This is a genomic window from Shewanella sp. MF05960, from assembly GCF_050849305.1.
Lineage (GTDB): Bacteria > Pseudomonadota > Gammaproteobacteria > Enterobacterales > Shewanellaceae > Shewanella.
This window is the reverse complement of the sequence record NZ_JBOZPS010000004.1, coordinates 80,967-106,249: the sequence shown is the minus strand read 5'-3', so window position 1 is coordinate 106,249 and position 25,283 is coordinate 80,967. Positions and strand designations below refer to the sequence as shown.

The window sequence follows — 25,283 nt, the reverse complement described above, 5'->3', positions numbered from 1 at the left end:
TTGTAAACGGGGGGCTTAGCCCCTCGTTTGTTTTGTTTTTTTTAGATTCTGGAGAGTATCAATGGCTGTTGCTGCCAACAAGCGCTCTATCATGACACTTTTTTCTGGTGCCGATGATTTATATAGTCACCAAGTACGTATCGTATTGGCTGAAAAAGGGGTTACCGTTGATGTTTTGCAGGTAGACCCAAGTGAAATGCCTGAAGATTTACTTGAAGTTAATCCATACAACTCAGTACCAACCTTAGTTGATCGCGAATTAGTATTGTATGAATCTCGTATTATTATGGAATACTTGGATGAGCGTTTTCCGCATCCTCCATTAATGCCTGTTTACCCGGTATCTCGTGGTCAAAGCCGTTTGATGATGCACAGAATCGACACCGACTGGTATGCGCTTGTTGAGCGTATCCGTAAAGGTGAAAAAGCTGATGCAGCGCGTAAAGAGTTAACTGAAAGCTTAGTTGCTTTAGCGCCGGTATTTGCAGAAATGCCATATTTCATGAGCGAAGAATTTGGTTTGTCTGATTGCTACTTAGGCCCATTATTATGGCGCTTACCAGTATTAGGGATTAACTTAGACCCTCGTACAGCAAAAGAAATCAATGCTTATATGACTCGTATTTTTGAGCGCGAATCGTTTAAAGCGTCATTAACTGAGCCTGAGCGCGAAATGCGCATGGGAATGTAATGAAACCAATAACACCTAATCGTCCGTATTTATTGCGCGCTTATTATGAATGGTTGATGGATAACCATTTAACACCGCATGTAGTCGTGGACGCTTTTGTTAAAGGTACTCAAGTTCCGCAGCAATTTGTTAAAGACGGTCAAATCGTATTAAACATTGCAACTGGAGCTGTGGCAAATCTTCATATGACTAATGATGCCGTAGAGTTCAATGCACGTTTTGGTGGTGTACCACAAAATGTGTTTTTACCTATGGCCTCTATCGTAGCCATTTATGCACGTGAAAACGGTGCCGGTACGGTGTTTGATATGGAAGATGCTTACATGATTGAAGATGAGCATGATGAGCTTTTATCAGTGCCATCTTCAATTAAGTCTGTTGAAGAGCCTACAACTGCGCCTAAAACAACTAAGCCGAGCAGTTCAGACGATAAAGCGAAACGCAGAAGTCACCTAACCGTGGTTAAGTAATTATCCATGTTAGGACATAAAACCAGTCGCAAGGCTGGTTTTTTTTAAGCTAAAAAAAGTGACGAGTATCGATAATGTTATTGATGATTGATAATTATGATTCATTTACGTTTAACCTGGTTCAGTATTTTCAAACACTGGAGCAAGCGATCATCGTTAAACGCAATGACGACATTACTCTTGAACAAATTGAAGCATTAGCGCCTAGCCATTTAGTGATTTCACCCGGCCCTTGCACCCCAAACGAAGCGGGTATATCACTTGCTGCAATCGCCCATTTTGCCGGGAAAATTCCAATTTTAGGGGTGTGTTTAGGTCATCAAGCGATAGCGCAAGTCTTTGGTGCTAATGTGATCCGTGCTAAGCGTGTGATGCATGGTAAAACCAGTTTAATACAACATAATCAACAAGGCTTATTTTCTGAGCTAGCACTGCCTTTACAAGTTACCCGTTACCATTCACTGCTCATTGACAGTATTCCCAGGGGATTTGAACTCGATGCTTGGTATGATGATCCGATCCACGGTCGTGAAATTATGGCCATGAGTAATCAGGCGTTAGGTATATACAGCGTACAGTTTCATCCAGAATCTATTTTAACCCAGCAAGGCCATGAGTTACTGGCTAACTTTTTACGTGCGTAATCTATCGTTATATCAATAAGCATACACTTCAAGCTGTTGATATCTTGAGCGTATTTTATGTTACAACTTCAGATATTCACCCCCGGTCAATCTTACGTATAATATGCTATAAATAGCGCTTAAAATAATAAAAGGGATGAACATGAACAGCTTTTTGCGACACTTTGCCATTAGTGCAGTTTCATTGGCCATGATGGGTGGCTGTGCAGCCACAGTCGACTCAACAGTGGTGACAACCACTGCGATACCTACACAAATTACCGTAGCACTAGCTACACCTGTTCAAGCTGAAGAAGCGCTAACACTCAAGCAAATAATGGCTAATCCAGATTGGATGGGCATTTTAGCCCAGGGTGCTTATTGGAGTGACGACAGTCAGTCAGTGTATTTTAGTCGCCAAGCTCATCAGTCACCTGTTCGTGATTATTATCAGCAAAGTATTACAGCAACAACGGCCAACCAGCTTGAACTTTCTCAGCTGCATTTAGCTGACCAACGTAATGGTGTGATTAACCAAGCCAAATCTCAAAAGGCGTATATTTACCAAGGCAATGTGTTTGTTAAAAACCTTCAAAGTGGTGATATTAGTCAAATTACTCGTCAAAATGATGCGATAAGTGGCGTGCGTTTTTTGAATAATGGCGATCTTGCTTACTGGCAAGGCAACAATATTTTCCGCCTGCATCAAACCACTGGCATGGTTGAGCAAATTGCAGCGATTCAAATGGCTAATGAGCCGACAGGCACAGAAGAGCCTAGTAGTTATATTGCCAAGCAACAACATCGTTTAATGGGTTATGTGGCGCTGCAACATAACAATGACAAGGCTCGTGAAGATTATCGTGAATCATTGGCTAAAGCAGATCCCACATTTTCAGCTCAGCCATGGTACTTAGGCGACAGCGAAACTATTTCAGAAATGAGTCTATCGCCCGATGGTCGTTATGTGATGTTGGCACTCACCGACAAAAATTATACCTGGCGAGCAGAGCACGACATTATGCCTAATTATTTAGGTAAAGACGGTTATGTTGATGCCGTTCCTGCACGAGCGCGTGTCGCTGAAGATGCCTTTCCTGGCCAACGTTTAGTGTTACTTGATCTTATTGATCACACTAAAAAAGACATCACTATCGAAGGCTTAACAGGGTTTGATGAAGATGTATTAGCCAGTGTTAAAGCTGAAAATGCTAAAGCCCAAGGCAAAAACTATAAAAGTGTCAAAGCCCCACGTTTAATCCAACTGATGCAAGATTGGGAGTGGAGCCAAAGCGCGATGCAGTGGCGTGAAACCGATAACCAGTTGATGGTGATGGTTGAAGCTGTTGATAACAAAGATCGCTGGATTGCGCGTGTAGACCTGCAAAAGGGCAAACTTATTACCGAACATCGTTTACACGACGATGCGTGGGTTAACTATAACTATAATCAATTTGGTTGGATAACCGGGACAGACTCTGTTTACTATTTGTCTGAGGAGTCTGGTTTTTCTCATTTATATACTAAATCGGCCTCAGGTAAGATTACTGCGCTAACAAGCGGAAAATATGTGGTTGATAATGTGACCTTATCTCCTGATGGTAAACACATTTATTATCGTGCCAACAAAGATCATCCAGGGAGCTACAATGTTTATCGAGTCGCGGTCGCTACGGGTAAAAGTGAGCAATTAACCCAATGGTTTGGCACATTAGATTACAGCTTAAGCCCAGACGGTAGCGCATTATTGTTAACGGCCTCAGCGACAACAAGCCCCGATGAGTTATTTATTCAACCGATTGGGGGGGAAATTAAACCGCTGACTCACTATACCAGCGACACATTTAAACAATACCCTTGGCAAGCGCCACAGGTTGTTGCCGTACCATCAAGCCACGGAGCAGGGCAAGTTTACGCCCGAGTGTATTTGCCGCAAGGTTATGATGCTAAACAAGCCGATAAATATCCCGCGGTAGTGTTTAACCATGGCGCGGGTTATTTACAAAATGCGCATTATGGATTTTCTGGGTATTTTCGTGAGTTTATGTTCCATAACTTATTAACCCAACAAGGTTATGTGGTCATGGATATGGATTACCGCGGTTCAAAAGGTTATGGACGTGATTGGCGCACTGCGGTTTATCGCAACATGGGCCATCCTGAAGTTGAAGATTTAAAAGATGGTGTTGCTTGGTTGGCGAGTAACGCCAATGTGGATGCAAAACGTGTGGGCACTTACGGCGGTTCTTACGGTGGTTTCTTAACCTTTATGGCTTTATTTAATGAACCTGAGCTATTCCAAGCAGGCGCCGCATTACGCCCTGTAAGCGATTGGGCTCATTATAATGCGCCTTATACGGCTAACATTTTAAATACGCCTGACGTTGATCCTATTGCTTATGAGCGTAGCTCACCAATAGAGCATGCTCACGGATTACAAAAACCATTGTTGATTATGAGTGGCGTATTAGATGACAACGTGTTTTTCCAAGACAGCGTGCGCATGGTACAACGGTTAATTGAACTTGAAAAACCGATGTTTGAAACCGCTATTTATCCGGTTGAACCGCACGGGTTTGTGCAACCGTCTAGCTGGTTAGATGAATACCGTCGTATTTATAAATTATTTGAGCAAGAGCTAAAATAGCTACTAAGTTCCAAATTAGTAAATAAAATCGTATTAAGGCTTTCTTTGGAGAGCCTTAATTTTTATGATTACTCCTAACATCATATTCAAGGGTAGTGTTGAGTGGCAATATCAGTCGCGGGTGGTGTAAGACCCGGAAAAGTCATCGAAATAGAACGTCGACTCTACAATCAACTTATTGTGGGTAAACACGTTGTGGGTTCAATGTTAGATGAACTGAATACCGAAATAGAAGAAAGTGCCAATAAACTTGATATAGAACGTAAAGCGTTAAAACTGCGCATAGAAAAACAAGTGCAAGAGCGCCATATATACCTCGAAGTTTCTAGTCACTTAACGCATACCGTCAATAATGCTGTTGAACATCAAATGATAAACCCTCTGTCTATTATTGAGTCAGCGGGCATTACCGAAAGCCAAGTGTTGTTATTAGATTTACTGTTAAGCCCGGATCTAAACTTAAACCGTTTGCGACCGATTATTGAAGATAATAGCTGGTTATGCCGCGATTTAATTAATTTGATCAACAGTCCAACCTCACGACACAGGCGCCCGAAAAACTCAGATGTACAAGTTACCGATATCAAATTGGTGATAAATTACATTGGTTTAGAAAACCTTCGCTTATTGATCCCGTATTTTTGTTTACGTAACTGGTTACCGTCAGGGAATGCCAACTTATTATGGATAACCCGCAAGTTATGGCGCTACAGCATCATGAGCGCAATCGCGGCACAAGCCTTAGCTGAGCTGCATAATAAAGAGCCAAGTCTGACATATACTTGCGCGCTAATGTACCAATTTGCGACCTCAATTATTTTGAGTCAAAGTGGCCAAATTTTCGATAAAACATGGGGAACTTGGCTAAGAGAGGCAAGTCAAAGTCGAGATAAACAAGTGTATGACGCGATTATGGCCACCGACTTTCCAGCAGAATCAGTATTTGAACAGGTGATGCAACATGGCCATACGTTAAATTGGCAGTTGCTCAATTTATTGAAGTTTGAAGATTCGAAAATGACCAGTGTGTTGAAAGAACTTGATCATGATTATCATTTTTCTGAGTTATCAGCCGATGCGGCCATTGTGGCCAAAGCAAGTTGTTATGCCAAAGTGCTATTATTAGAAGAGCAGCAGCTAATCGACCCGCAAGAGAGACGCATCATGTTTGATTATTACGAGTTTTCTCCCCAAGAACTGCTGCGACTGAAAGCGCAAAACTTTCGTAAGCTTGATTTACTTTAAGCGAACCAAATATCCAATATTGCTAAATGTTAAATTTGTGTAGTTATTCACTTTTGGTGAATAGGTACACAAAATGCGTCGAAATAACTTTTTTTATGACTATTTATGCTTGTTAGCCCCCCAATAAACGCTTTATTTAGTCATATTTTTCAATCTTTATGCAGAATAGACCTGTCGCCTGCAGAAGTTAATTGTACAGAACTGGTATTTTGATCACATTTTCGCTAATAATGTCCCATAAATAACACAAGCTTCCGCCAATGCACTTACAGAATATAAAGCAAACAGCGGAAACAGCGGCTTTCAAGCTGCTTATAACCTGAAGGATGAAATGCAATGAGTCTAGAAATGAATCTAACCCGTGCCCAATTCGATGAAGTCATGGTGCCTAATTATGCGCCTGCAGCCGTTATTCCTGTTCGCGGAGCGGGTAGCCGTGTATGGGATCAAGAAGGCAATGAATTCATCGATTTCGCTGGTGGTATTGCAGTTAATTGTTTAGGTCATTGCCACCCTGCTTTAGTTTCTGCATTAAAAGAGCAGGGCGAAAAACTTTGGCACTTATCAAACGTAATGACCAACGAGCCAGCGCTTGAATTAGCCACTAAATTGGTTAACTCAACCTTTGCTGAACGTGTTTATTTTGCCAACTCTGGCGCAGAAGCAAACGAAGCAGCACTTAAATTAGCCCGTCGTTATGCATTAGATAACCATAGTGCTGACAAAGACCAAATTATTGCTTTCGACAAAGCATTCCACGGCCGTACATTCTTTACTGTAACCGTTGGCGGACAAGCTGCTTATTCAGACGGTTTCGGCCCTAAGCCACAAAGTATTACTCACGTACCATTTAATGATATTGCTGCACTAGAAGCAGTAATTTCAGACAAAACTTGCGCCATTATGCTCGAGCCATTACAAGGCGAAGGCGGAATTATCAATGGTGATCCTGAGTTCTTAAAAGCTGTGCGCCGTTTAGCGGATAAGCATGATGCTTTGGTTATTTTTGATGAAGTACAAACCGGTGTGGGCCGTACTGGTGAGCTATTTGCTTACATGGGTACCGACATCGTGCCTGATATTTTAACCAGTGCTAAAGCATTAGGTGGCGGTTTTCCAATCGCAGCCATGCTAACAACGGCTAAAATTGCTGCTCATTTAAAGGTTGGCACGCATGGTTCTACTTATGGTGGTAATCCATTGGCGTGTGCCGTGGGTAACGCCGTAATGAACGTAGTAAACACCAAAGAAGTGCTTGATGGTGTTAAGCATCGTGAACAGTTATTCCGTGATGGTTTAGCGGCCATTAATGCTAAATACAATGTATTTAGTGAAGTGCGTGGTAAAGGCTTGTTGCTTGGTGCGGTATTAAACGAAAAATACGAAGGCCGTAGCCGCGAATTTTTAGTTGCATCAGTTGCCGAAGGATTAATGAGCTTAATTGCTGGCGCAAACGTGGTGCGTTTTGCTCCATCATTAGTGATCCCAGAAGCTGATATTGCTGAAGGCTTAGCGCGTTTTGAACGTGCTGTTGCAAAAGTAGTAGCAGGTTAATGAACAACTGAGTGCAAGCGTGGCTTGCACTCTTGTTGTTTGGGTTCGCCATAATCGTTTGTTGCGTTGGTGGGTAAACTATCAGCGCTGCAAGCTAGTGGTGCAATGAGGAGATTAAGATGTTAATCATACGTCCTATCCGTGCTAGTGATTACGATGCACTTTATAGTATCGCAGTTGAGTCAGGCCACGGTTTCACATCTTTACCAGTAAACGAAGAGTTACTGCGTTCAAAGATCGCTAGGGCAGAAGCATCTTTTACTAAGCAAATTGATAAGCCTTTTGACGAAGGCTACTTAATGGTGCTTGAAGACACCAAAACCAATGAAGTTGTTGGTACTTGTGGTGTTGAAGCTGCCGTCGGCATGCAAGATGCTTTCTATCATTACCGTTTAGGCACTGAGGTTTATCACTCTCAGCAAATTTCTGTGCGTAATGAAGTTGAAACCCTCACGTTATGCCATGACTATACTGGCGCTGCAGAAGTGTGCACTCTGTTTTTAAAAGACGCATATCGAAAAGGCAATAATGGCCGCATGTTGTCGCGTTCGCGTTTTCTATTATTAGCTCAGCATCCACAGCGTTTTGGCGAAACTGTTATTGCTGAAATGCGCGGCGTAAGTGATGACCATGGTGAGTCACCATTTTACGAATGGCTACAGCATCATTTTTTAGGTATCGATTTTGTTGAAGCAGACTATTTGTCTGGTTTAGGCAAAAAAGCGTTTATGGCCGAAATGATGCCACGCAATCCTGTGTATGTTTGCATGTTGCCTAAAAAGGCACAAAAAGTGATTGGCGAAGTCCATAAAAATACCAAGCCGGCACTGCGATTATTACAAGCCGAAGGCTTTAAATTCCGTAATTACGTCGATATTTTTGATGGTGGTCCAACGGTTGAGTGCGCTCTGAGCGAAATTCGCTCGGTTAAAAAAAGCCGCTTACTCACGGTGTCAATTGGCAAAATGCCACACGCAGATCATCATTTTATTATTTCCAACACGTCGCTGGCTGATTATCGTGCATCAGCGGCCAAACTGTTGGTCTCTGATGAACACGACGATGTTGTTCTTAGCCCAGAAATAGCAGCTGGTTTACTGGTTAGCGATGGCGAGCAAATTCGTGTTTTAGCAATGTAGGAGTAAGAAATGACACAATATATTCAAGGTCAGTGGTTAGCTGGCGAAGGTCATGATGTTAACTCAAGCAATCCAGCAAACGGTGAAGTGATTTGGCAAGGTAAAACAGCCACACCAAGCCAGGTTAATGCTGCGGTTGATGCAGCCCGTGCAGCCCAGTTTGATTGGTTTATGTTGGGCTATGAAGCTCGCTTGGCCATTGTCGAAGCGTATCGTGCACAACTAGAAGCAAATAAAGACGAAATCGCCGAAACAATCGCCCAAGAAACCGGTAAGCCACAATGGGAAACGGCCACAGAAGTGGGCGCGATGATTGGTAAAATTGGTTTGTCTGCTAAAGCGCATGACAAACGTACAGGAACAGAAACAAACGACTTACCCGCAGGGCGTGCTGTATTACGCCATAAACCGCATGGTGTCGTGGCAGTATTTGGCCCTTATAACTTCCCAGGGCATTTGCCTAATGGCCACATTGTGCCAGCATTGCTTGCCGGTAACACCGTGGTGTTTAAGCCGTCTGAGCTAACACCCAAAGTCGCTGAGTTAATGCTGAAATGCTGGGATAAAGCAGGTTTGCCTCAAGGTGTTGTTAACCTTGTTCAAGGTGAAGTCGAAACCGGTAAAGCACTGGCTTCGCACCCGCAAATTGATGGCTTATTCTTTACTGGTAGCTCGCGCACTGGACACATTTTACATCAACAATATGCTGGTCATCCTGGTAAGATTTTAGCCTTAGAAATGGGCGGCAATAACCCGCTTATTGTTAAAGGCGTTACCGACACCAAGGCTGCAGTACATGACATCATTCAATCTGCTTATATTTCGTCTGGCCAGCGTTGTACCTGTGCCCGTCGTTTATACATAGAAGAAGGTGCACAGGGTGATGCGCTAATTGCTGAACTTGTCACTGCGATTAAGCAAATCAAAGTGGGCGCTTGGAATGCACAGCCGCAACCATTTATGGGATCGATGATCTCTGAAACGGCCGCTCGTGGCATGGTTGCTGCGCAAGCCACATTGCAATCGCTTGGCGGTGTATCGTTAATTGAATTGACACAAGTTGAAGCCGGTAAAGGGATTGTGACACCTGGTTTGATTGACGTAACGCCAATTGCCGACTTACCAGATGAAGAATACTTTGGTCCGTTATTGCAACTTGTTCGTTATCGCGACTTTGACCAAGCAATCCATTTAGCCAATGCAACGCGTTATGGTTTATCTGCTGGTTTATTAGCTGACAGCCGTGAAGATTATGATTATTTCTTAGCCCGCATTCGTGCTGGTATTGTTAACTGGAATAAACAAATTACTGGCGCTTCAGGCGCTGCACCGTTTGGTGGTGTTGGGGCGTCGGGTAATCACCGTGCCAGTGCATTTTATGCTGCTGACTACTGTGCGTATCCTGTTGCTTCAATGGAAGCTGACTCTGTCAGCCTACCTGCCACTTTAAGCCCTGGTTTATCAATTTAAGTTGATAAGTCCATCGCATGATTGGTGCTGGTGATATTGACATGATATCACCAGCCTTATTATAAGGATTTAACCATGCATACTGACGTTAATGCTTTGTTTGCCGAGTTATGGCAAGACTATATTAAGATGACACCTTCAGCGGCGAAAATTCATCAATTGCTTGGCCACGGCGCCGCGATCATTAATGATCATATTGCACTGCGCACGTTCAATATCGCTAAAGTTAATCTCAGTGTATTGGCTGAGCATTTTACTTCAATGGGTTATGTTGACTGTGGCGATTACAAGTTTGAGCAAAAAAAGCTAGTCGCTAAACATTTTGAGCACCCAGACCCAACTCAGCCTAAGGTATTTATCTCTGAGTTGCTGGTAGAAGAGTTTAGCCCTGAACTGCAAAAAACCATTCATGGTTTAATTGAGCAAGTTGATGTTACCGCAACAACCGCAGATAACTTTATTTATTCGGGTCGCCACTGGAACCTGGATAAAGCAACTTACAAAGCGTTGTTGGCTGAGAGTGAATATGCTGCTTGGGTTGCCGCTTTAGGTTACCGTGCTAATCACTTTACGGTATCGATTAACGATTTACCGCAGTTTGAACGCATTGAAGATGTTAACCAGGCACTTAAAGATGCAGGTTTTGTCCTTAATGGGTCGGGTGGCGAAATTAAAGGCACACCAGAGGTGTTGTTAGAGCAGTCATCTACCATGGCCGATAAAGTGGTGGTTAACTTCACGGATGGCGATGCTGAAATTCCAAGTTGTTTCTACGAGTTTGCTCGTCGTTACCCAATGGAAAACGGCAAGCTGTATACCGGTTTCGTTGCGGCATCAGCCGATAAAATTTTCGAAAGTACCAACGCAATGATGTAGTGTCAGTAGCGTCAAAAAAAGACCTGCTTGAGCAATCAAGCAGGTCTTTTTTTATGGATTCATAACGATGAGGTCATAACGATTGCTTCATGACGATGGGTTGATGGCTATTGCCACATGGCTATTGCCTCATGACAATGGTGACACCCAGTCCGTTTAGCGTCTCACTTCGGCTAAATTGCAAACTAAAACCATATTGTTCGCAAATCTCTTTAACAATAGATAACCCTAAGCCATGGCCCATTGTCGCTTCATCTAAGCGGGTGCCTCTGGCTGTCAACGATGCCATTTTATCTTGTTCCACGCCATTGCCGTCGTCTTCAATTTGTAGCGAAATATCGCCATTTTGCATTTGCTTAATGTGCACATTAACCTGGGTATTAGTCCATTTAAAGGCATTGTCGAGCAAGTTTCCAAATAGCTCCATACCATCTTCACGGTGAATAGGGAGCCTGCTAATGTTATCTGGATTAATGACCACACAGTGAATATCACGCTGGCGATGCACTTTATGGAGAGTATTAATTAAACTGTCGAAATCTTTGGGTACGGCCAATTGCGCGGCAGGCAACATATCGCCAGTAATGCGCGCCGCTGCTAACTTACGTTCAATCATTTTGTGCACTAAGTCTAATTGTTGCTGCATAGCCATTGCCGCTTCTGGGTGAGATAACCCTAAGGCTTCGACTTGTTGCTGCATCACCGCCAGAGGTGTTTTTAAGCCATGGCTTAAGTTGCCTAAGTTATTACGACTGCGCTCTATTTGCTTGGCTGTGTAATCTAATAATTGGTTGTAGGTTTCAGCTAATGGGCGAATTTCCGCTGGAATTTGAGCTATTTCAAGTGAGGCTATATCACCTTCACGAAGCTTGGCTAGGGCCCCTTGGATTTGATTTACAGGTTTAAACGATTGGCGCAAGATAATGAAAATCCCCGCAATCATTGCCAGTAACATGCCAATATTAATGGCCAGTTTGGTGCCAAAAATTTCACTAAATACACGACGTCCAATACTGAGATCTTGCGCTACAGTAAGGGTTGCAGTGTTATCACTATCTGGCGCGCCGATGCCAATCGATAATAATTGCATATCATTGTTTTTCGGGCCTTTTGCTTGCCAAACGCGCTTTTGCTGAGCCTCTAAATTAACAATGTGTAGCTCAGCATCCCACAAGGATCGCGAGCGAATAGTGTGGTTTGGCAGGTTTAATTGGAAGTAACGACCAGAGTAAGCGGGTCGATAAAAACTGGATAATTGATTTTGGTCTATCACCAATTTGCCGTCTTCTAAGCGTGTGGCAATAATAATGTGTTCTAAATCTTCTTCTAGACGATTAATGATTGAGTCATGAAAGGCATCACGCAACATTGATTCGAACAGAAATAAACCAATCAAGGTTGCGATGATAATAAGGCCACTCAGCCACAGGCTGAGCTTAAAGCGAATCGACATCATTCCACTAAACCGTGAAAGATATAACCTTGTCCGCGACGCGTTTCAATGGTGGTTTTACCCAGCTTTTTACGTAAATGGGTAACGTAAACTTCGACTACATTACTTTCTTTCTCATCGTCAAATTGATACAGCTTATCGGTAAGTTGAGACTTTGACAGTAGCTTTTTAGGCGACATTAAAAAAATCTTTAATAACCTAAACTCCATCGATGTTAGCTCATATTCTTGCTCACCAACGGTCACTTTCTGTTCGTTTTCATCTAAGTTAACACCGCCATAGCACAACAGTTTAGACGCTGAGTTTGCACGACCATGGGCTCGATGAATTAATGCCTGAATACGGGCGAGTAATTCTTGTGCATGAAACGGTTTGCCTAAGTAATCATCTGCTCCAGCGTTAAACCCTTCTACTTTCTCATGCCACTGGCTGCGAGCCGTAAGCATGATAACTGGCGTACTTACGCCACGTTCGCGCCACTGGGTTACCAGCGATAAACCATTACCATCGGGTAAGCCAATATCTAAAATAACGCAATCGTATTCCGTTTCTTTCATTAGATAATCGGCTTCAACCGCTTTATCGGTAACGTCAGTAATATAACCTGCCTGCTTGAGTTGTTTTTCAAGCTCGGCGACCAGTAATGGGTTATCTTCAACGAGTAACAGTTTCATGTTTAGTACATTCGCTCGGTAATTGTGGCAACGGGTCTTGCATACCATTAACTGCATCTAACTGCAGATTAATAACATGTCCTTGGGCGAGTTTAAATTGTAAATCATAACGCCACTTATCTTGATATTGGTAAAGCTGAGCATCGACCAAATGGCCATCACAATATTGCGACACCCAAGTTAAATAGTCATCTAATGGACGTATATTACCAGAAGTCACTAATTTTTGGACTTTATCATGATCAAGCGGGAATTCGGTAACAGAAATATCTTGCTGATTAATGGACAGGGCCATTAAGCTGATTGTGGCGATGAACAAGCTATTCATGTTCGCTCCCAAATAAAAAAAGTGGCGTTCAGAGTATGAACACCACTTTAATAATCTAGGCTTAAATCAAGCTGAAGTAGAGCATGATTGACGCTTAAATCGCGCCTATAGGGTTAGCGTGTACCGTAAACCACTATTGTTTTACCGTGTGCTTGGATTAAGTTTTGCTCTTCAAGCATCTTCAAAATACGGCCAACAGTTTCACGTGAACAACCTACAATTTGACCAATTTCTTGACGGGTTATTTTAATCTGCATTCCGTCAGGATGTGTCATAGCATCGGGTTGTTTTGCTAGGTGCAATAGTGTTTGTGCAATGCGTCCCGCAACGTCTAAGAAGGCTAAATCACCGACTTTTTGACTTGTGCTTTGTAAGCGATAGGCCATTTGCGCAGAAAGCTTCATTAAGATTTCTGGGTTAACTTGAATTAATTGCTTAAATTTCTTATACGAAATTTCGGCAATTTCACACGCTTGTTTAGCGCGAACCCAAGCAGTACGTTCTGCTTGTTCTTCAAATAAACCAAGTTCACCGATGAAGTCGCCTTGATTAAGATACGAAAGGATCATTTCTTTACCTTCTTCATCTTTGATCAATACAGCAACAGAACCTTTTACGATGTAATATAACGTGTCAGAATCTTCACCCGCGTGGATCAATGTGCTCTTTGCTGGGTACTTGTGAATGTGACAATGTGAAAGAAACCATTCTAATGTTGGGTCAGGTTTTGGCTTACCAATCAGAGCCATACGATATTCCTCGATTGATTAAAAATGAAAGTAAGTAATGTCTAATTAAGCATTCTACGCTATTACAATCGTAAAAACTTTGATAGAGATCGTATTTAGAAGTGCCAGTAGTGTATATTAACTTGTTAAATAGTTGATTAAATTTCTTTTGTTTGTGATCAGCGTCAGCTTTTTATTTTATACGCCATACTCTATCGTATTGTTTTAACCGTCAAGTCTATTGAATTATTCGCTTCACGGGCTGTCTATTGAATTGGCTAGGCGAGTTAGCTACTGTTATTTATTAATACCACAAATTGTTGTAGAGGTGTGCGTGAAAAAATTGAGTCAAATAGCAACGGCTGCATGCTTAGTGGCGTTTAGCGTATTAAGTTTACCCTCTCAAGCATTTTATGTTCCGCCAACCATTGAGTCTCAAGCCGCCAGTAAACTGGTGCATATACAAATAAAAGCCAAACAAGGCGATGCAGATGCACAATTTCTTTTAGGTTTGATGTATTTATCGGGTCGGTTTGTGAGTCAAGATACCAACGCAGGATTAACCTGGGTGACACAAGCTGCTGCACAAAACCACATTAAAGCCCAGCAAACCGTTGCTGATTTGGCCTTTGAAGGTAAATTATTTCCCCGTGATTTAGCCTTAGCCGAGAAATGGTATTTAGTGATGGCCGAACAAGGCGATAAGTGGGCTAATTTTCGTTTAGGGTTTATCTATTCTGCTGGTGGCGATGGCGTGGTACGTAACTGTGGCAAGGCTATGGTGCAGTTTAATACTGCTGGTGATACCGTATCTATGGGGAATGTAGCGTGGATTTTAGCAACTTGCCCAGAAGCTGAGTATCGTGACGGTTCTCGTGCAGTGTCTATGTCACTTAAACTGTTAGCGCAAAATCAAAATGATCCAACCGTGCTAGACAATTTAGCCGCTGGTTATGCTGAAATTGGTGATTTTACTTCTGCAATCGATGCACAAAAGAAAGCCATCGAGGCTTTAAAACAAAACCCTGCACTTGCGCACAGTGATGAGTTTATACAGCGCTTAAAGCAATACCAGAATAACCAAGCATACCGTGAAATTATCCCGTTAATGTAATTGTTCTGCTATAAGTCAGTCTTCTTGGTGCGTCGAGAATGATGTTCCGAGAATGTGGCTCCGAGAGTGTAGTTGCGAGTAACTGAATGGGTGAACATGATTAATAGCTCGAGTGCTAGGTAATCGTTGATGTGCTTAACACGCTAACAGAAAAAAGGGGGAATTAGCGCCCCAAGCACATCAACTGCCGTTATTTCGCTTGAAATCACGATAAAACAATCTTAGTGCTATTGACTTAAATCAAGCTTAATCGGGCTTGATATCATTGATGTTTTGTAACTCTATTCGTTTGTCGATTAAGTCTTTAATCAGTGGGGTTAAGATAAGCTCCATGGCTAAGGACATTTTACCTCCCGGCACCACAAGCGTATTGACCCGTGACATAAACGATCCTTGGATCATGTTCAGGTAATAAGGGAAGTCGACGTTATTAATACCGCGAAAGCGGATCACTACAAAGCTTTCGTCAAGACTGGGAATATCTTTAGCGCTAAATGGGTTAGATGTGTCAACGGTAGGCACGCGTTGAAAGTTGATATGAGTGCGTGAGAACTGCGGTGTCATGTGATTAATATAATCGTCCATACTGCGCACAATAGAGCCCATGACTTTTTCACGGCTGTGACCACGTTCAGTGGTGTCCCTAATGATTTTTTGAATCCACTCTAAGTTAACAATGGGCACCATACCAATCAGTAAATCGACGTGTTTTGCCACGTCAGCATCATCGGTTACCACTCCACCATGTAAGCCTTCGTAATACAGCATGTCGGTGTTTTCTGGCAAGTCACGCCATTGCGTGAAAGTACCTGGCATTTGGTTAAAAGGCACCGCTTCATCAAAGGTATGTAAATAACTACGGGTTTGGCCATTACCGGTATCGCCATAGCTAATGAAGCATTCTTCTAGTTTTTTAAAGTTGTTGGCTTCAGGACCAAAATAGCTAATATTACGATTTTCAGCTTGCGACTTACGGATTAATACTTCCATTTCTGCGCGAGTGAAATGATGAAAACTGTCGCCTTCTACAAATGCGGCATTAACACCAAGTTGCCTGAATATATGAGTAAAGGCGGTTGTCGTGGTGGTAGTGCCAGCACCAGATGAACCGGTTACAGCAATAATAGGATGTTTTGCTGACATGTTATTCGCCTACGTTTGTGATTCACCAAAGAAAATCGAATCACTAGTTATACGGTAATCATCACCTATGGGTCAATTAATCACAGGTCATAACGTTAATATTTATATAGAATTATTGCTTAAGCATGCAGGTTAATCATTAACTCTTGCTGAAATATGTTCGCGCTGACGGATCGCGATAGATTCATCATCTTCACTGTACTCAACCACCAGTTCGCCTTTTTTAAGGGCGAGTTTACAACGCTCCGTAGCATAAGCCAGCTGCTGCTCGTCAACATCACTAAAACTGCCATCTTCAAGTTGCGATAATAAATACTCTTTAATCATTCCTTGAAGTGTTTCTTGGGGCAATGACAATAATGCCTCATACGGGACAAGCATGGTTATTCCTTTTCTGTCGCAGCGACAGTATGTTGCGCTAATGTTTTATTATCGTCAGCGAGTAAAAAGTTAATGATCCGATCTTCTAAATAGAATTTAGGTTTCCACGGCCACCCGCCATCCACAAAGCCAACATGGCCACCAAATTGATGTAGCTCATATTCTACCATTGGCGATAACTGATCTTTGCTTGGGATCACATCGTCAGTCATAAAAGGGTCGTCTTTAGCATGGATCACTAGCGTTGGCTTAGTAATATGTTTTAAATAGTTCATCCCACTCGATTTTTGATAGTAATCGTTCACCCCAGTAAAACCATGCAAAGGTGCCGTGACTTGATCATCAAATAAATAAAATGTGTTGAGCATTTTAAGTTGTTTTTTATTGATGGGCATTTGCGCCGTGAGATCGGCCGTATTGATTTTATCGAGCATTTTACGCTGCAAGCGTTTAATTAAAAAGCGCTGATACACGGTCGAAAAACCACTTTCTAAACGTTTTGCACACGCGGCTAATGTTAATGGCGCCGACACCACGACAGCCCTTTCTAATAGGCTATCTTGTTGCTCACTTCCCTGATATTTTGCCAGGACATTGCCGCCTAAACTGTAGCCGACAGCGTAGAGGCGTGATTCAGGGTAGTATTGTTTTAACTGTGACAAGGTATATGCTAAGTCATTAACATCACCGCTATGATAACTGCGTGCTAATCGATTAGGCTCGCCTGAACAGCCTCTGTGATGATGCACTACCGCCGCAATGTTGGCCTTTTTAGCCTCTAGTAACATTCTGCGTGCGTAATGTGATTCAGTGTTCCCTTCAAGTCCGTGAATAATCACTAAAATGGGTTCACCATTTTGAGCTTGGCCTAACCAGTCTAAATCAATGAAATCACCGTCAGGCAGCTCTTGTCTTTGCCTAAACGTAGCTGGTTTGGCCACTTTAAAAATAAACGGTAGAATCGTTTGTACGTGCGGACTAGCAGCCCACCAGGGAGGAGAAAACATCTTTTTCATAAAGGGAATCGTTCTGCAATTGTTTGTGAATATTTAAACGTGTGTTTAAATGTTACCCATGCCACTTTAGCATATAAAAATTACCGACAACAATAACTCAAAGGGGAAGTAAATGAAGCGTCGTACCTTTCTCACCGGTGCTTTTGCAGGAACGGCTGCACTGGCATTAGGTGTTAATCTGTATGTGCCAACATCCTCAACAGCAATAGATGATATCCATCATCGAGTGTTGTTTAGTGTGTTTATTCCTATTTTCCTCGACGGTAGCTTACCTGAAGTGGCTAATCACAGGGAGATGGCGATCAATCGAACCTTAGATGCTATTTCGCAGTCGATTACCCATTTACCACAAGCCCAGCAAGATGAGTTGATGGAGCTATTAGACTTACTTGAAGGCCGTTTTGGTTTGTTGTTGCTCAGTGGCAGTATGACGCCGTTATTGGGGCGTGAACCGCAGCAATTGATCGATATGCTAGAATTTTGGCGTTACAACTTTCTCGATATGTTAAAAACAGCCTATTCAGGGCTGCGTGAGCTTATTATGGCCAGTTATTATGCTTGCCCTGAACATTGGGGTAACTTGCGTTATGCCAAGCCCACTTTCTTGGTGAGCAACTCAAACTAATCACCCTGTGTATAAAGGAGTATTTTCGTGGCTATTATTGATCCTATTATCACAGGACTGAATGCGGGTTGGCACCATATTGATGCCAGCACATTAGAGAAAGATCGTCATTTTGAAGCCGATGTGGTTATTGTCGGCACGGGTGCTGGTGGCGGAACAGCGGCTGAAATATTGTCTCAAGCTGGGCTTAAAGTCATTATGATTGAAGGCGGCGCGTTAAAGTCGTCAACGCATTTTGATATGGAAGAGCGCCATGCTTACCCTAATTTATACCAACAAGCCGCGGCATTAAAAACCGCAGATAAAGGTATTGGCATTTTTCAAGGCCGCACGGTTGGCGGTTCAACAACGGTTAACTGGACCACCTCGATACGTACACCGGAGCCGACATTGGATTTTTGGCAGCAAGCTAAATCGGTTAAAGGATTATCGGCGACGGAGTTACAGCCTTGGTTTGAAAAAATGGAGAAGCGACTCAATATCGAGCAATGGCAATACGACGCAAACCGTAACAACGGCGCATTACGTGATGGCTGTGAAAAATTGGGTTGGGAATACACCGTCATAAAACGTAATGTTAAAGGCTGTTGGAATACCGGTTATTGCGGAATGGGTTGCCCAGTTAATGCTAAACAATCGATGCTGGTAACCACTATCCCTAGCGCACTTGAGCATGGTGCGACATTAATCTCACGGGCCAAAGTCGTCAAGCTTGAACATAAAGGCGATAAGGTCGTTGGATTAACCGCACAAGCCATGACAGAAGGGTTTAAACCCACAGCATTAAAAATTACATTCAGTGCCAAACATTATATTTTAAGCGCAGGCGCTATTCACACGCCCACTATTTTAATGCGCTCAAATACGCCCGATCCTCACAAACAACTTGGTAAAACCTTTTTGCATCCGTCGTTATTATCTGGCGGTATGTTTGCCGAACAAATTAATGGTCACAGTGGTGCGCCGCAATCGATATATTCTGATGAGTTTGTTTGGCGCGATGGTGCCGCTGGCGAGTTAGGTTATAAGCTCGAAGTCGCGCCAGTGCATCCTGTGCTTATCGCCTCTAAAACCATAGGTTATGGCGTTAGTCACGCACAGCTAATGGCTAATTTTAATCAAATGCAGGTCACCATAGCATTAATCCGTGACGGTTTTAATGAACAAAGCCCTGGCGGACAAGTGCGGTTAACCGATAATAGCTTTGCCCTTGATTACCCCTTAACTGATGGTTTTTGGAGTGCAGCGCGTCGGGCATTTTTATCGATGGCGGAATTGCAGTTTGCCGCAGGAGCTAAAAAGGTATTGCCGATGCACGATGGTCTAAGCTTTTTTGAGTCCTGGAATGATGCTAAACAAAGCATAAATCAATTAGATTTGGGTTTAATTAAGACCATTGTAGCTTCAGCGCATGTGATGGGCGGCTGCCCTATGGGCGAAGATAAAACCCAGGCGATGGTCGACTGTTATGGTAATTCACACTACTTTGAAAACTTATCTGTGATGGATGGCTCTGTGTTTCCAACCAGTCTAGGCGCTAACCCACAATTGACTATTTATGGCATTGTTGCCCGTAATGCGACAGCCTTAGCGCAAAAGCTGACAACGAAATAACCTCATATTTGATGGATTAGATGGCGCTGTCATCTAATCCATAAATACCTAAGTACGCATTGACATTACTGCTCACACTTGGGCTGCAAGTGTCAGTGCTATTCGACGTCGATTGCCCATCTAATGAGTGAAGTTTCTGCAATATAAACTGTTGTGACTTTCGCTCCATTATCAATTCAACATCAAGCATTTTTTGGTATTCATCTTCTGCTAAATGTCTTTTGGCAATTCGGCGTAATTGACGGTAAGGCACTAATACCGAATCTTCCCATTTTTCAATAACACCCAACATGCTTTGCCATTGTTCGGCAGACAGTAAAAAGGCTTGCTGATCAAGATATTGTGCTAACAATAATATGTTAACATTAACGTGATAGCTATCTTGCAGTTGGAGATAGGCGCTTGGATTTTGGCTGTAAACGAGTTCGCATTGATGCCACAATGTATGGGTAAATACAGGGCGCTTGAGTGTAGCTTGCATGAGATTTCCTAAGGCGTTTATGGATAAACGCCACAGCATAAAAGTTATTGTTGAACCGCTTGTTCAATCTCTTCAATTTGCTCTTGCAGCTCTAACCAGTTCATTTCACTTTCGTCCATTTCCTGGGTCAAACTCGTCCGCTCGTTAAGCACTTGAGTCATTTTGGCTTTGTTTTCAGCTTCGTATAAGCTGCCATCGGCCAGCTCTGTTTCTAGCTCTGCCAATCGTTGTGATATCTTTTGCTGCTGTGTTTCTAATTTAGCTTGCTGCTTTTTAAGCGGTGAGGTTTTTTGTCTTAGTTCTGCTTCAATTCGCTTTTGCTGTTTTTTATCGATTTGATCGCCATTAACAGCTTGAGATTCACTTTTATTGCTGGCTTGAGCGGCTTTTGCGGCATCGAGTAACCATTGATGATAATCGTCTAAATCGCCTTCGAAAGGCTTCACCACGCCCTGATCAACCAAGTAGTAGTCACTGCAGCTTAGACGCAATAAATGACGGTCATGGGATACAATAACCATAGCCCCTTCAAAGCTTTGTAATGCCATGGTTAACGCATGACGCATTTCTAAGTCTAAGTGGTTGGTCGGCTCATCGAGTAACAGCAAGTTAGGGCGTTGCCACACCAATAATGCCAATACTAAACGTGCTTTCTCGCCACCAGAAAAGGGTCTCACTGGTGCTAAAGCCATATCGCCATTAAAGCCAAAACCGCCTAAAAAATTACGCAATTCTTGCTCGCGGGTACTGGCCGGAGCTAAGCGTACTAAGTGCTGTAGTGGTGAGTCGTCTAGGCTTAAAAATTCGATTTGGTGCTGGGCAAAGTAACCAATATTAAGCCCGGGGTTAGGCTCGTACTTACCGGTTTTAGCGTGGAGTTGCCCAGATAACAGCTTAATTAAAGTCGATTTACCCGCGCCATTACGGCCTAATAATCCAATCCGTGCGCCAGGGACTAGGTTGAGCTGCACTTGTTTTAAAATAGTGTTGTCATCGTAACCAATCGAGACATTTTCCATCGCCACGAGTGGGTTAGGTAATGCTTCTGGTTCTCTAAACGCCATTTGGAATGGGTTATCAACTTGTGACGGTAATAACTCTGCCATACGCTCAAGTGCTTTTAAGCGGCTTTGTGCCTGTTTCGCTTTACTGGCTTTGTAACGGAACCTGTCAACAAATGATTGCATGTGCGACCGTTCTTTTTGTTGGCGTTCAAACGCAACTTGTTGTTGCGCCATACGTTCTGCACGAACACGTTCAAAGGCACTGTAATTACCTTTGTAGAAATTTAATTTATGATTTTCGACATGAACAATCTCATCAACTATGCCATCAATAAAGTCGCGGTCGTGACTGATAAGGATTAATGTGCCTTGATACGATTTAATCCAACCTTCTAGCCAGTACATGGTGTCTAAATCTAAGTGGTTGGTGGGTTCATCGAGCAGTAATAAATCGGAACGACACAACAGTGCTTGGGCTAAGTTAAGGCGCATACGCCAGCCACCCGAGAAGCTTTTGACGGGGTTACTTTGTTCTGCTTCACCAAAGCCTAAACCAGCGAGCAGTGAACCTGCTCGAGCGCGAATAGCATAACCACCAATGGCATCAATTTTACCGTGGATAAGGGCAATGGCATTGCCGTCATTGTCATGTTGAGCCTGGTTTAGTTGGTTTTCGAGTTGGCGAAATTCAACATCGCCATCGAGCACGTATTCCAGTGCTGATACGTCAAGCGCTGGCGTTTCCTGGGCTACGGTGGCAATTTGCCAACCGGCAGGCAAACTAAAGTCACCTTTATCAAGATGTAAGTGGCCCAATATTAGTGCAAGCAATGATGATTTACCGGTACCGTTAGCGCCTACGAGTCCGACTTTATGGCCAGGGTAGATAGTGAGTGAGGTTTCATCGAGAAGGGTTTTACTGCCGCGAACTAATTGAGCTTGGCTAATGTTGATCATTAATTACAACTTGATTGCTTAACAATAGAATAATGGTGTAGATGATATCGCATCTGCAATTTATTTCCCACAATCACGGGACTCATGTGGGTGAATAAGGCAAAATAGGCGTATATATTTAAAAGGTATTTATTAAGAGAACATCATGACTAAAATCAAAAAACGCTTTGTTGCTGGCGCTAAATGCCCTAAATGTGGTGCGAAAGACAGCATTTTGTTATTCAAAGAAAATGGTATCGAAACCGTTGAATGCACAGATTGTGATTACCGTGCATTACAAACGGATATCGAAGTGCCTAAAAAGGCCGGTGGCAGTATGATTGGGGTGTTTAAGCCAGATTAATGGGGCGCTAAGCTTCTAAACTTAATTGCTCATGTATTCATCAGGGGGAGTTTCAGCCGATATTTTCATTTTATGCTGATTCAACACCCTGATGACATTAATGTTATTTTTGGTAAGCTCGTTAAAACGATCGGTGATTTCTTGTAACTCTAAGCCATAGCTCGGGTCGTCTTTTGGCTTAGTTTGCCAATAACGTTTACGGTCTAGCTTTTGAATTTCGCTGGCACGAAGGATTTCAAAATAGCTGTTTTCTTGTTTAAGACGATAAATTTCTCCGTCTAACAACTGTAAAAGTTTTTCTTTGGAAATGGTTTGTTTGTTTAATAACGCTTTAAGCGGATCTTCTTTTAACTCACGCTTGTCCGAGTCGACTTCGGTAGTAATACCAAGTTGATATTCAATTTTATGTTGGCGAAATTCTTGCGGGCAAACGGTTTGGCTGAACACGACTTTTTCGTCTTTCATGCATTTGTAAATAGTATTAGCCTGAGCCCCAAAAGCGCTCAATGCAAACAACATGAATAACAGTCTTTTTGCCATGCGGCCACACGTCCTTTTGCGATACTAGTTTGATTTAATTCACTCATTTAACACTACAGATGTTAAGCAATTGACCACTGTGCTTGGTCGTATATCACATTATCTAGTCGTCATGTTAAGTGGTGATAACGGCTCGTTTAGCTACACGTTAACAACCTATTGTTAAGATTATGATAACAATATATTTGATTGAGCAGATTATCATAGTTTTACCGTACTCAAGTAAGACATTCGCCATTCTCGCTACCGGATATTCACTATAGTTGCACCATATTTGCTCAATTGTACAAGGCTTGTCCTTTTATGGGGGCATAGCACTGATTAAATATGGGTCAAGTTTATCGATAAAACCAGTTTTTTGACAATCAAATTTTACTGATAAGAACAATCTTTGTTTTTTATTTTATTAACTTAGCAAAAAATTAAATGATTGTTCCCATGATTGTTATACGGGGTGACGGGAAAATGACGCGTTATCAATCAAACGTGCTTTGCCTAAGTAAGCCGCCGCAATAACAACAAGCTGGTTATCGTCAGCGGTTGCTTGACGTAACGTATCGGCATTTCTCAGTTCAAAGTAATCAGGCGTAAAGCCTGCAGCTATTAATTGTTGCACAGCTTGCTCAATAGCATGTTGCGGGGATTTGTTGTGCTGAACGGCATGAATAACACTGTCTATTGCGCGTTTTAATGCCGCTGCGTTGTTTTTTTCATCTGCGGTTAAATAGCCATTACGTGAACTCATTGCCAAGCCTGATGCTTCGCGAATGGTTTCAATACCAATCACCTCGATTGGCATTGATAAATCGTCAACCATGGTTTTAATGATCATTAATTGTTGAAAGTCTTTACGACCAAACAATGCCATGTCCGGCTGAACAATATTAAACAGTTTAGCGACAATAGTGGCCACACCACGAAAATGCCCAGGGCGACTTGCGCCACATAATTCATCACCAATATGGGGTACCTCAATAAAGGTTTGCTGCGCTAAACCTTTAGGGTAAATAATCTCAGGTGTTGGTGTAAATAACAGTTCAGCGCCAGCGCTTTCCAGCTTTTCGCTGTCTTGAGCTAATGTACGTGGATATCCGTCTAGATCTTCTTTAGGACCAAATTGCATTGGGTTGACAAAAATAGACACCACCACGTGATCAGCACGGCTTTTCGCTTCATTGACTAAGGTAATATGACCTTGGTGTAAGTTACCCATGGTAGGCACAAAAGCAACGGTTTCGCCTTTTGCACGCCAAGTCTTTACTTGTTCACGGATCGTTGAAATGACAGCGGTGGTTATCATGTTATTGTCGAACCTTACTCAAAAATGGTTTATGAGTGCTGCTTGGTAAAATAACATCGCAGCACTAACAGTTAGTTAAATGTATGTTCTTCTGCTGGGAAGGTACCGTCAGCTACTTCGTCAATATACGCTCTAATTGCTGAGCGAATTTCGCCTGTTTGCTTGAGGTAGTTTTTAGAAAAACGGGGAATATAACCGCTCGAAATACCTAATACATCATGCATGACCAAAATTTGACCGTCGGTGTCGGCGCCTGCGCCAATACCAATAACTGGAATGGTAAGTGCTTCAGTAATAGCTTTAGCCAATTGTGGCGGAATGCATTCAACCACGAGCAACTGTGCTCCCGCGGCTTGTAATGCTTTGGCTTCGTCAAGAATACGCTGGGCATTTTCAGCATCACGACCTTGGATTTTAAAACCACCAAATACATTGACTGACTGCGGGGTTAAGCCTAAGTGAGCACACACTGGGATGCCACGTTCTGTTAGCATTTTCACGCTTTCAAGTAACCAATGTCCACCTTCTACTTTAACCATGCTGGCACCCGCTTGCATGAGTATTGCGGCGTTGGTCATTGTTTGTTCTGGTGTGCTGTAGCTCATAAATGGCATATCGGCGATCAATAACGCACGAGCAATACCGCGTTTAACACAAGCAGTGTGATAAGCGATATCTGCAATTGTGACGGGTAAAGTGTCGCCATGCCCTTGCAATACCATGCCCAGCGAGTCGCCAACAAGCAATACATCAACACCTTCGCTGTCAAATGCGCCAGCAAAACTGGCGTCATAGGCGGTAAGTGCAGTGAATTTTTTGCCTTCTTTTTTGAACTTGATTAGGGTCGAACTGGTGACTTTTGACATA

Annotated in this window: 25 protein-coding genes; 13 read left to right on the top strand and 12 right to left on the bottom strand. The window is 42.7% G+C overall.

Translation table 11 applies throughout. The features are described 5' to 3' along the window. The first annotated feature begins 61 nt into the window (after nucleotides 1-61). The 9 genes from sspA to ACROAE_RS05250 all read left to right on the top strand — a co-directional run bounded on the left by sspA (nucleotide 62) and on the right by ACROAE_RS05250 (nucleotide 10,715). The gene (gene sspA / locus ACROAE_RS05290) at nucleotides 62-691 is read left to right on the top strand and encodes a stringent starvation protein SspA (protein WP_432399958.1); all 630 of its coding nucleotides are present in this window, start codon (nucleotides 62-64) and stop codon (nucleotides 689-691) included. Next, nucleotides 691-1,161 (top strand): ClpXP protease specificity-enhancing factor, encoded by a 471-nt coding sequence (locus tag ACROAE_RS05285; protein WP_432399956.1) that lies wholly within the window; start codon nucleotides 691-693, stop codon nucleotides 1,159-1,161. Before sspA ends, ACROAE_RS05285 begins: the two co-directional genes overlap by 1 nt. Nucleotides 1,162-1,235: 74 nt before the next feature. Then, nucleotides 1,236-1,805 carry an anthranilate synthase component II gene (locus ACROAE_RS05280; RefSeq protein ID WP_432399954.1) on the top strand — a complete coding sequence of 190 codons (570 nt, stop codon included), beginning with the start codon at nucleotides 1,236-1,238 and terminating at the stop codon, nucleotides 1,803-1,805. Between the two features lie 142 nt (nucleotides 1,806-1,947). Beyond that, nucleotides 1,948-4,431 carry a prolyl oligopeptidase family serine peptidase gene (locus ACROAE_RS05275; protein ID WP_432399953.1) on the top strand — a complete coding sequence of 828 codons (2,484 nt, stop codon included), beginning with the start codon at nucleotides 1,948-1,950 and terminating at the stop codon, nucleotides 4,429-4,431. A 102-nt stretch (nucleotides 4,432-4,533) separates the two neighbouring features. Beyond that, nucleotides 4,534-5,676, top strand: coding sequence for an HDOD domain-containing protein (locus ACROAE_RS05270; protein ID WP_432399952.1), 1,143 nt, complete (start codon nucleotides 4,534-4,536; stop codon nucleotides 5,674-5,676). Nucleotides 5,677-6,012: 336 nt separating this feature from the next. Further along, nucleotides 6,013-7,230: an aspartate aminotransferase family protein gene (locus ACROAE_RS05265; RefSeq protein WP_432399950.1), complete on the top strand. Its 1,218-nt coding sequence runs from the start codon at nucleotides 6,013-6,015 to the stop codon at nucleotides 7,228-7,230. A gap of 119 nt (nucleotides 7,231-7,349) precedes the next feature. Beyond that, nucleotides 7,350-8,369 (top strand): arginine N-succinyltransferase, encoded by a 1,020-nt coding sequence (gene astA, locus ACROAE_RS05260; protein ID WP_432399948.1) that lies wholly within the window; start codon nucleotides 7,350-7,352, stop codon nucleotides 8,367-8,369. Between the two features lie 9 nt (nucleotides 8,370-8,378). Then, nucleotides 8,379-9,839 carry a succinylglutamate-semialdehyde dehydrogenase gene (gene astD, locus ACROAE_RS05255; protein ID WP_432399946.1) on the top strand — a complete coding sequence of 487 codons (1,461 nt, stop codon included), beginning with the start codon at nucleotides 8,379-8,381 and terminating at the stop codon, nucleotides 9,837-9,839. Nucleotides 9,840-9,914: 75 nt separating this feature from the next. Continuing rightward, complete coding sequence (locus ACROAE_RS05250; protein WP_432399945.1) at nucleotides 9,915-10,715, top strand: DUF1338 domain-containing protein; 801 nt, start codon at nucleotides 9,915-9,917, stop codon at nucleotides 10,713-10,715. Between the two features lie 121 nt (nucleotides 10,716-10,836). Here ACROAE_RS05250 and ACROAE_RS05245 read toward each other — a convergent pair whose 3' ends face one another. The 4 genes from ACROAE_RS05245 to crp all read right to left on the bottom strand — a co-directional run bounded on the left by ACROAE_RS05245 (nucleotide 10,837) and on the right by crp (nucleotide 13,919). After that, entirely contained in the window at nucleotides 10,837-12,171 is a 1,335-nt protein-coding gene (locus ACROAE_RS05245; RefSeq protein WP_432399944.1) for an ATP-binding protein, read from the bottom strand. Further along, nucleotides 12,168-12,842, bottom strand: a complete 675-nt coding sequence (locus ACROAE_RS05240) for a response regulator transcription factor (protein ID WP_188953670.1) — start codon at nucleotides 12,840-12,842, stop codon at nucleotides 12,168-12,170. The genes ACROAE_RS05245 and ACROAE_RS05240 overlap by 4 nt, the downstream gene beginning before the upstream one ends. Then, nucleotides 12,823-13,170 (bottom strand): PepSY domain-containing protein, encoded by a 348-nt coding sequence (locus tag ACROAE_RS05235; RefSeq protein WP_432399943.1) that lies wholly within the window; start codon nucleotides 13,168-13,170, stop codon nucleotides 12,823-12,825. Before ACROAE_RS05235 ends, ACROAE_RS05240 begins: the two co-directional genes overlap by 20 nt. Before the next feature lie 113 nt (nucleotides 13,171-13,283). Beyond that, entirely contained in the window at nucleotides 13,284-13,919 is a 636-nt protein-coding gene (gene crp / locus ACROAE_RS05230; protein WP_130598440.1) for a cAMP-activated global transcriptional regulator CRP, read from the bottom strand. Nucleotides 13,920-14,232: 313 nt separating this feature from the next. Here crp and ACROAE_RS05225 point away from each other — a divergent pair, with 313 nt between their 5' ends. Continuing rightward, nucleotides 14,233-15,012, top strand: coding sequence for a sel1 repeat family protein (locus tag ACROAE_RS05225; protein ID WP_432399942.1), 780 nt, complete (start codon nucleotides 14,233-14,235; stop codon nucleotides 15,010-15,012). Nucleotides 15,013-15,258: 246 nt separating this feature from the next. Here the strand turns inward: ACROAE_RS05225 and ACROAE_RS05220 are convergent, their stop codons facing one another. The 3 genes from ACROAE_RS05220 to ACROAE_RS05210 all read right to left on the bottom strand — a co-directional run bounded on the left by ACROAE_RS05220 (nucleotide 15,259) and on the right by ACROAE_RS05210 (nucleotide 17,552). Continuing rightward, a complete protein-coding gene (locus ACROAE_RS05220; RefSeq protein ID WP_432399941.1) occupies nucleotides 15,259-16,155 on the bottom strand; it encodes a phosphoribulokinase in 897 nt (298 codons plus the stop codon). A 132-nt stretch (nucleotides 16,156-16,287) separates the two neighbouring features. Next, the gene (locus tag ACROAE_RS05215) at nucleotides 16,288-16,536 is read right to left on the bottom strand and encodes a YheU family protein (protein WP_432399940.1); all 249 of its coding nucleotides are present in this window, start codon (nucleotides 16,534-16,536) and stop codon (nucleotides 16,288-16,290) included. A 2-nt stretch (nucleotides 16,537-16,538) separates the two neighbouring features. Then, nucleotides 16,539-17,552, bottom strand: a complete 1,014-nt coding sequence (locus tag ACROAE_RS05210) for a hydrolase (RefSeq protein WP_432399939.1) — start codon at nucleotides 17,550-17,552, stop codon at nucleotides 16,539-16,541. A gap of 112 nt (nucleotides 17,553-17,664) precedes the next feature. On the opposite strand from ACROAE_RS05210, the gene ACROAE_RS05205 reads away from it, so the two are divergent. Together ACROAE_RS05205 and ACROAE_RS05200 are read left to right on the top strand one after the other, a co-directional pair. Continuing rightward, nucleotides 17,665-18,177 (top strand): TAT leader-containing periplasmic protein, encoded by a 513-nt coding sequence (locus ACROAE_RS05205; protein ID WP_432399938.1) that lies wholly within the window; start codon nucleotides 17,665-17,667, stop codon nucleotides 18,175-18,177. 27 nt (nucleotides 18,178-18,204) lie between these two features. After that, nucleotides 18,205-19,791, top strand: a complete 1,587-nt coding sequence (locus tag ACROAE_RS05200; RefSeq protein WP_432399936.1) for a GMC family oxidoreductase N-terminal domain-containing protein — start codon at nucleotides 18,205-18,207, stop codon at nucleotides 19,789-19,791. A gap of 16 nt (nucleotides 19,792-19,807) precedes the next feature. Here the strand turns inward: ACROAE_RS05200 and ACROAE_RS05195 are convergent, their stop codons facing one another. Then, nucleotides 19,808-20,272, bottom strand: a complete 465-nt coding sequence (locus tag ACROAE_RS05195; RefSeq protein ID WP_432399935.1) for a TIGR02444 family protein — start codon at nucleotides 20,270-20,272, stop codon at nucleotides 19,808-19,810. A 44-nt stretch (nucleotides 20,273-20,316) separates the two neighbouring features. Further along, the gene (locus ACROAE_RS05190; protein ID WP_432399934.1) at nucleotides 20,317-22,233 is read right to left on the bottom strand and encodes an ABC transporter ATP-binding protein; all 1,917 of its coding nucleotides are present in this window, start codon (nucleotides 22,231-22,233) and stop codon (nucleotides 20,317-20,319) included. Between the two features lie 145 nt (nucleotides 22,234-22,378). On the opposite strand from ACROAE_RS05190, the gene ACROAE_RS05185 reads away from it, so the two are divergent. Then, nucleotides 22,379-22,576 carry a YheV family putative zinc ribbon protein gene (locus tag ACROAE_RS05185; protein ID WP_432399932.1) on the top strand — a complete coding sequence of 66 codons (198 nt, stop codon included), beginning with the start codon at nucleotides 22,379-22,381 and terminating at the stop codon, nucleotides 22,574-22,576. Nucleotides 22,577-22,597: 21 nt separating this feature from the next. On the opposite strand, the gene ACROAE_RS05180 is transcribed toward ACROAE_RS05185, so the two are convergent. The 3 genes from ACROAE_RS05180 to panB all read right to left on the bottom strand — a co-directional run bounded on the left by ACROAE_RS05180 (nucleotide 22,598) and on the right by panB (nucleotide 25,282). Beyond that, nucleotides 22,598-23,116: a DUF4124 domain-containing protein gene (locus ACROAE_RS05180; RefSeq protein WP_432399930.1), complete on the bottom strand. Its 519-nt coding sequence runs from the start codon at nucleotides 23,114-23,116 to the stop codon at nucleotides 22,598-22,600. A gap of 445 nt (nucleotides 23,117-23,561) precedes the next feature. Further along, on the bottom strand, nucleotides 23,562-24,416 hold the full coding sequence (gene panC / locus ACROAE_RS05175) for a pantoate--beta-alanine ligase (protein ID WP_432399929.1): 855 nt from the start codon (nucleotides 24,414-24,416) through the stop codon (nucleotides 23,562-23,564). 71 nt (nucleotides 24,417-24,487) lie between these two features. Continuing rightward, nucleotides 24,488-25,282: a 3-methyl-2-oxobutanoate hydroxymethyltransferase gene (panB, locus tag ACROAE_RS05170; RefSeq protein ID WP_432399927.1), complete on the bottom strand. Its 795-nt coding sequence runs from the start codon at nucleotides 25,280-25,282 to the stop codon at nucleotides 24,488-24,490. Nucleotide 25,283 lies beyond the last annotated feature (1 nt).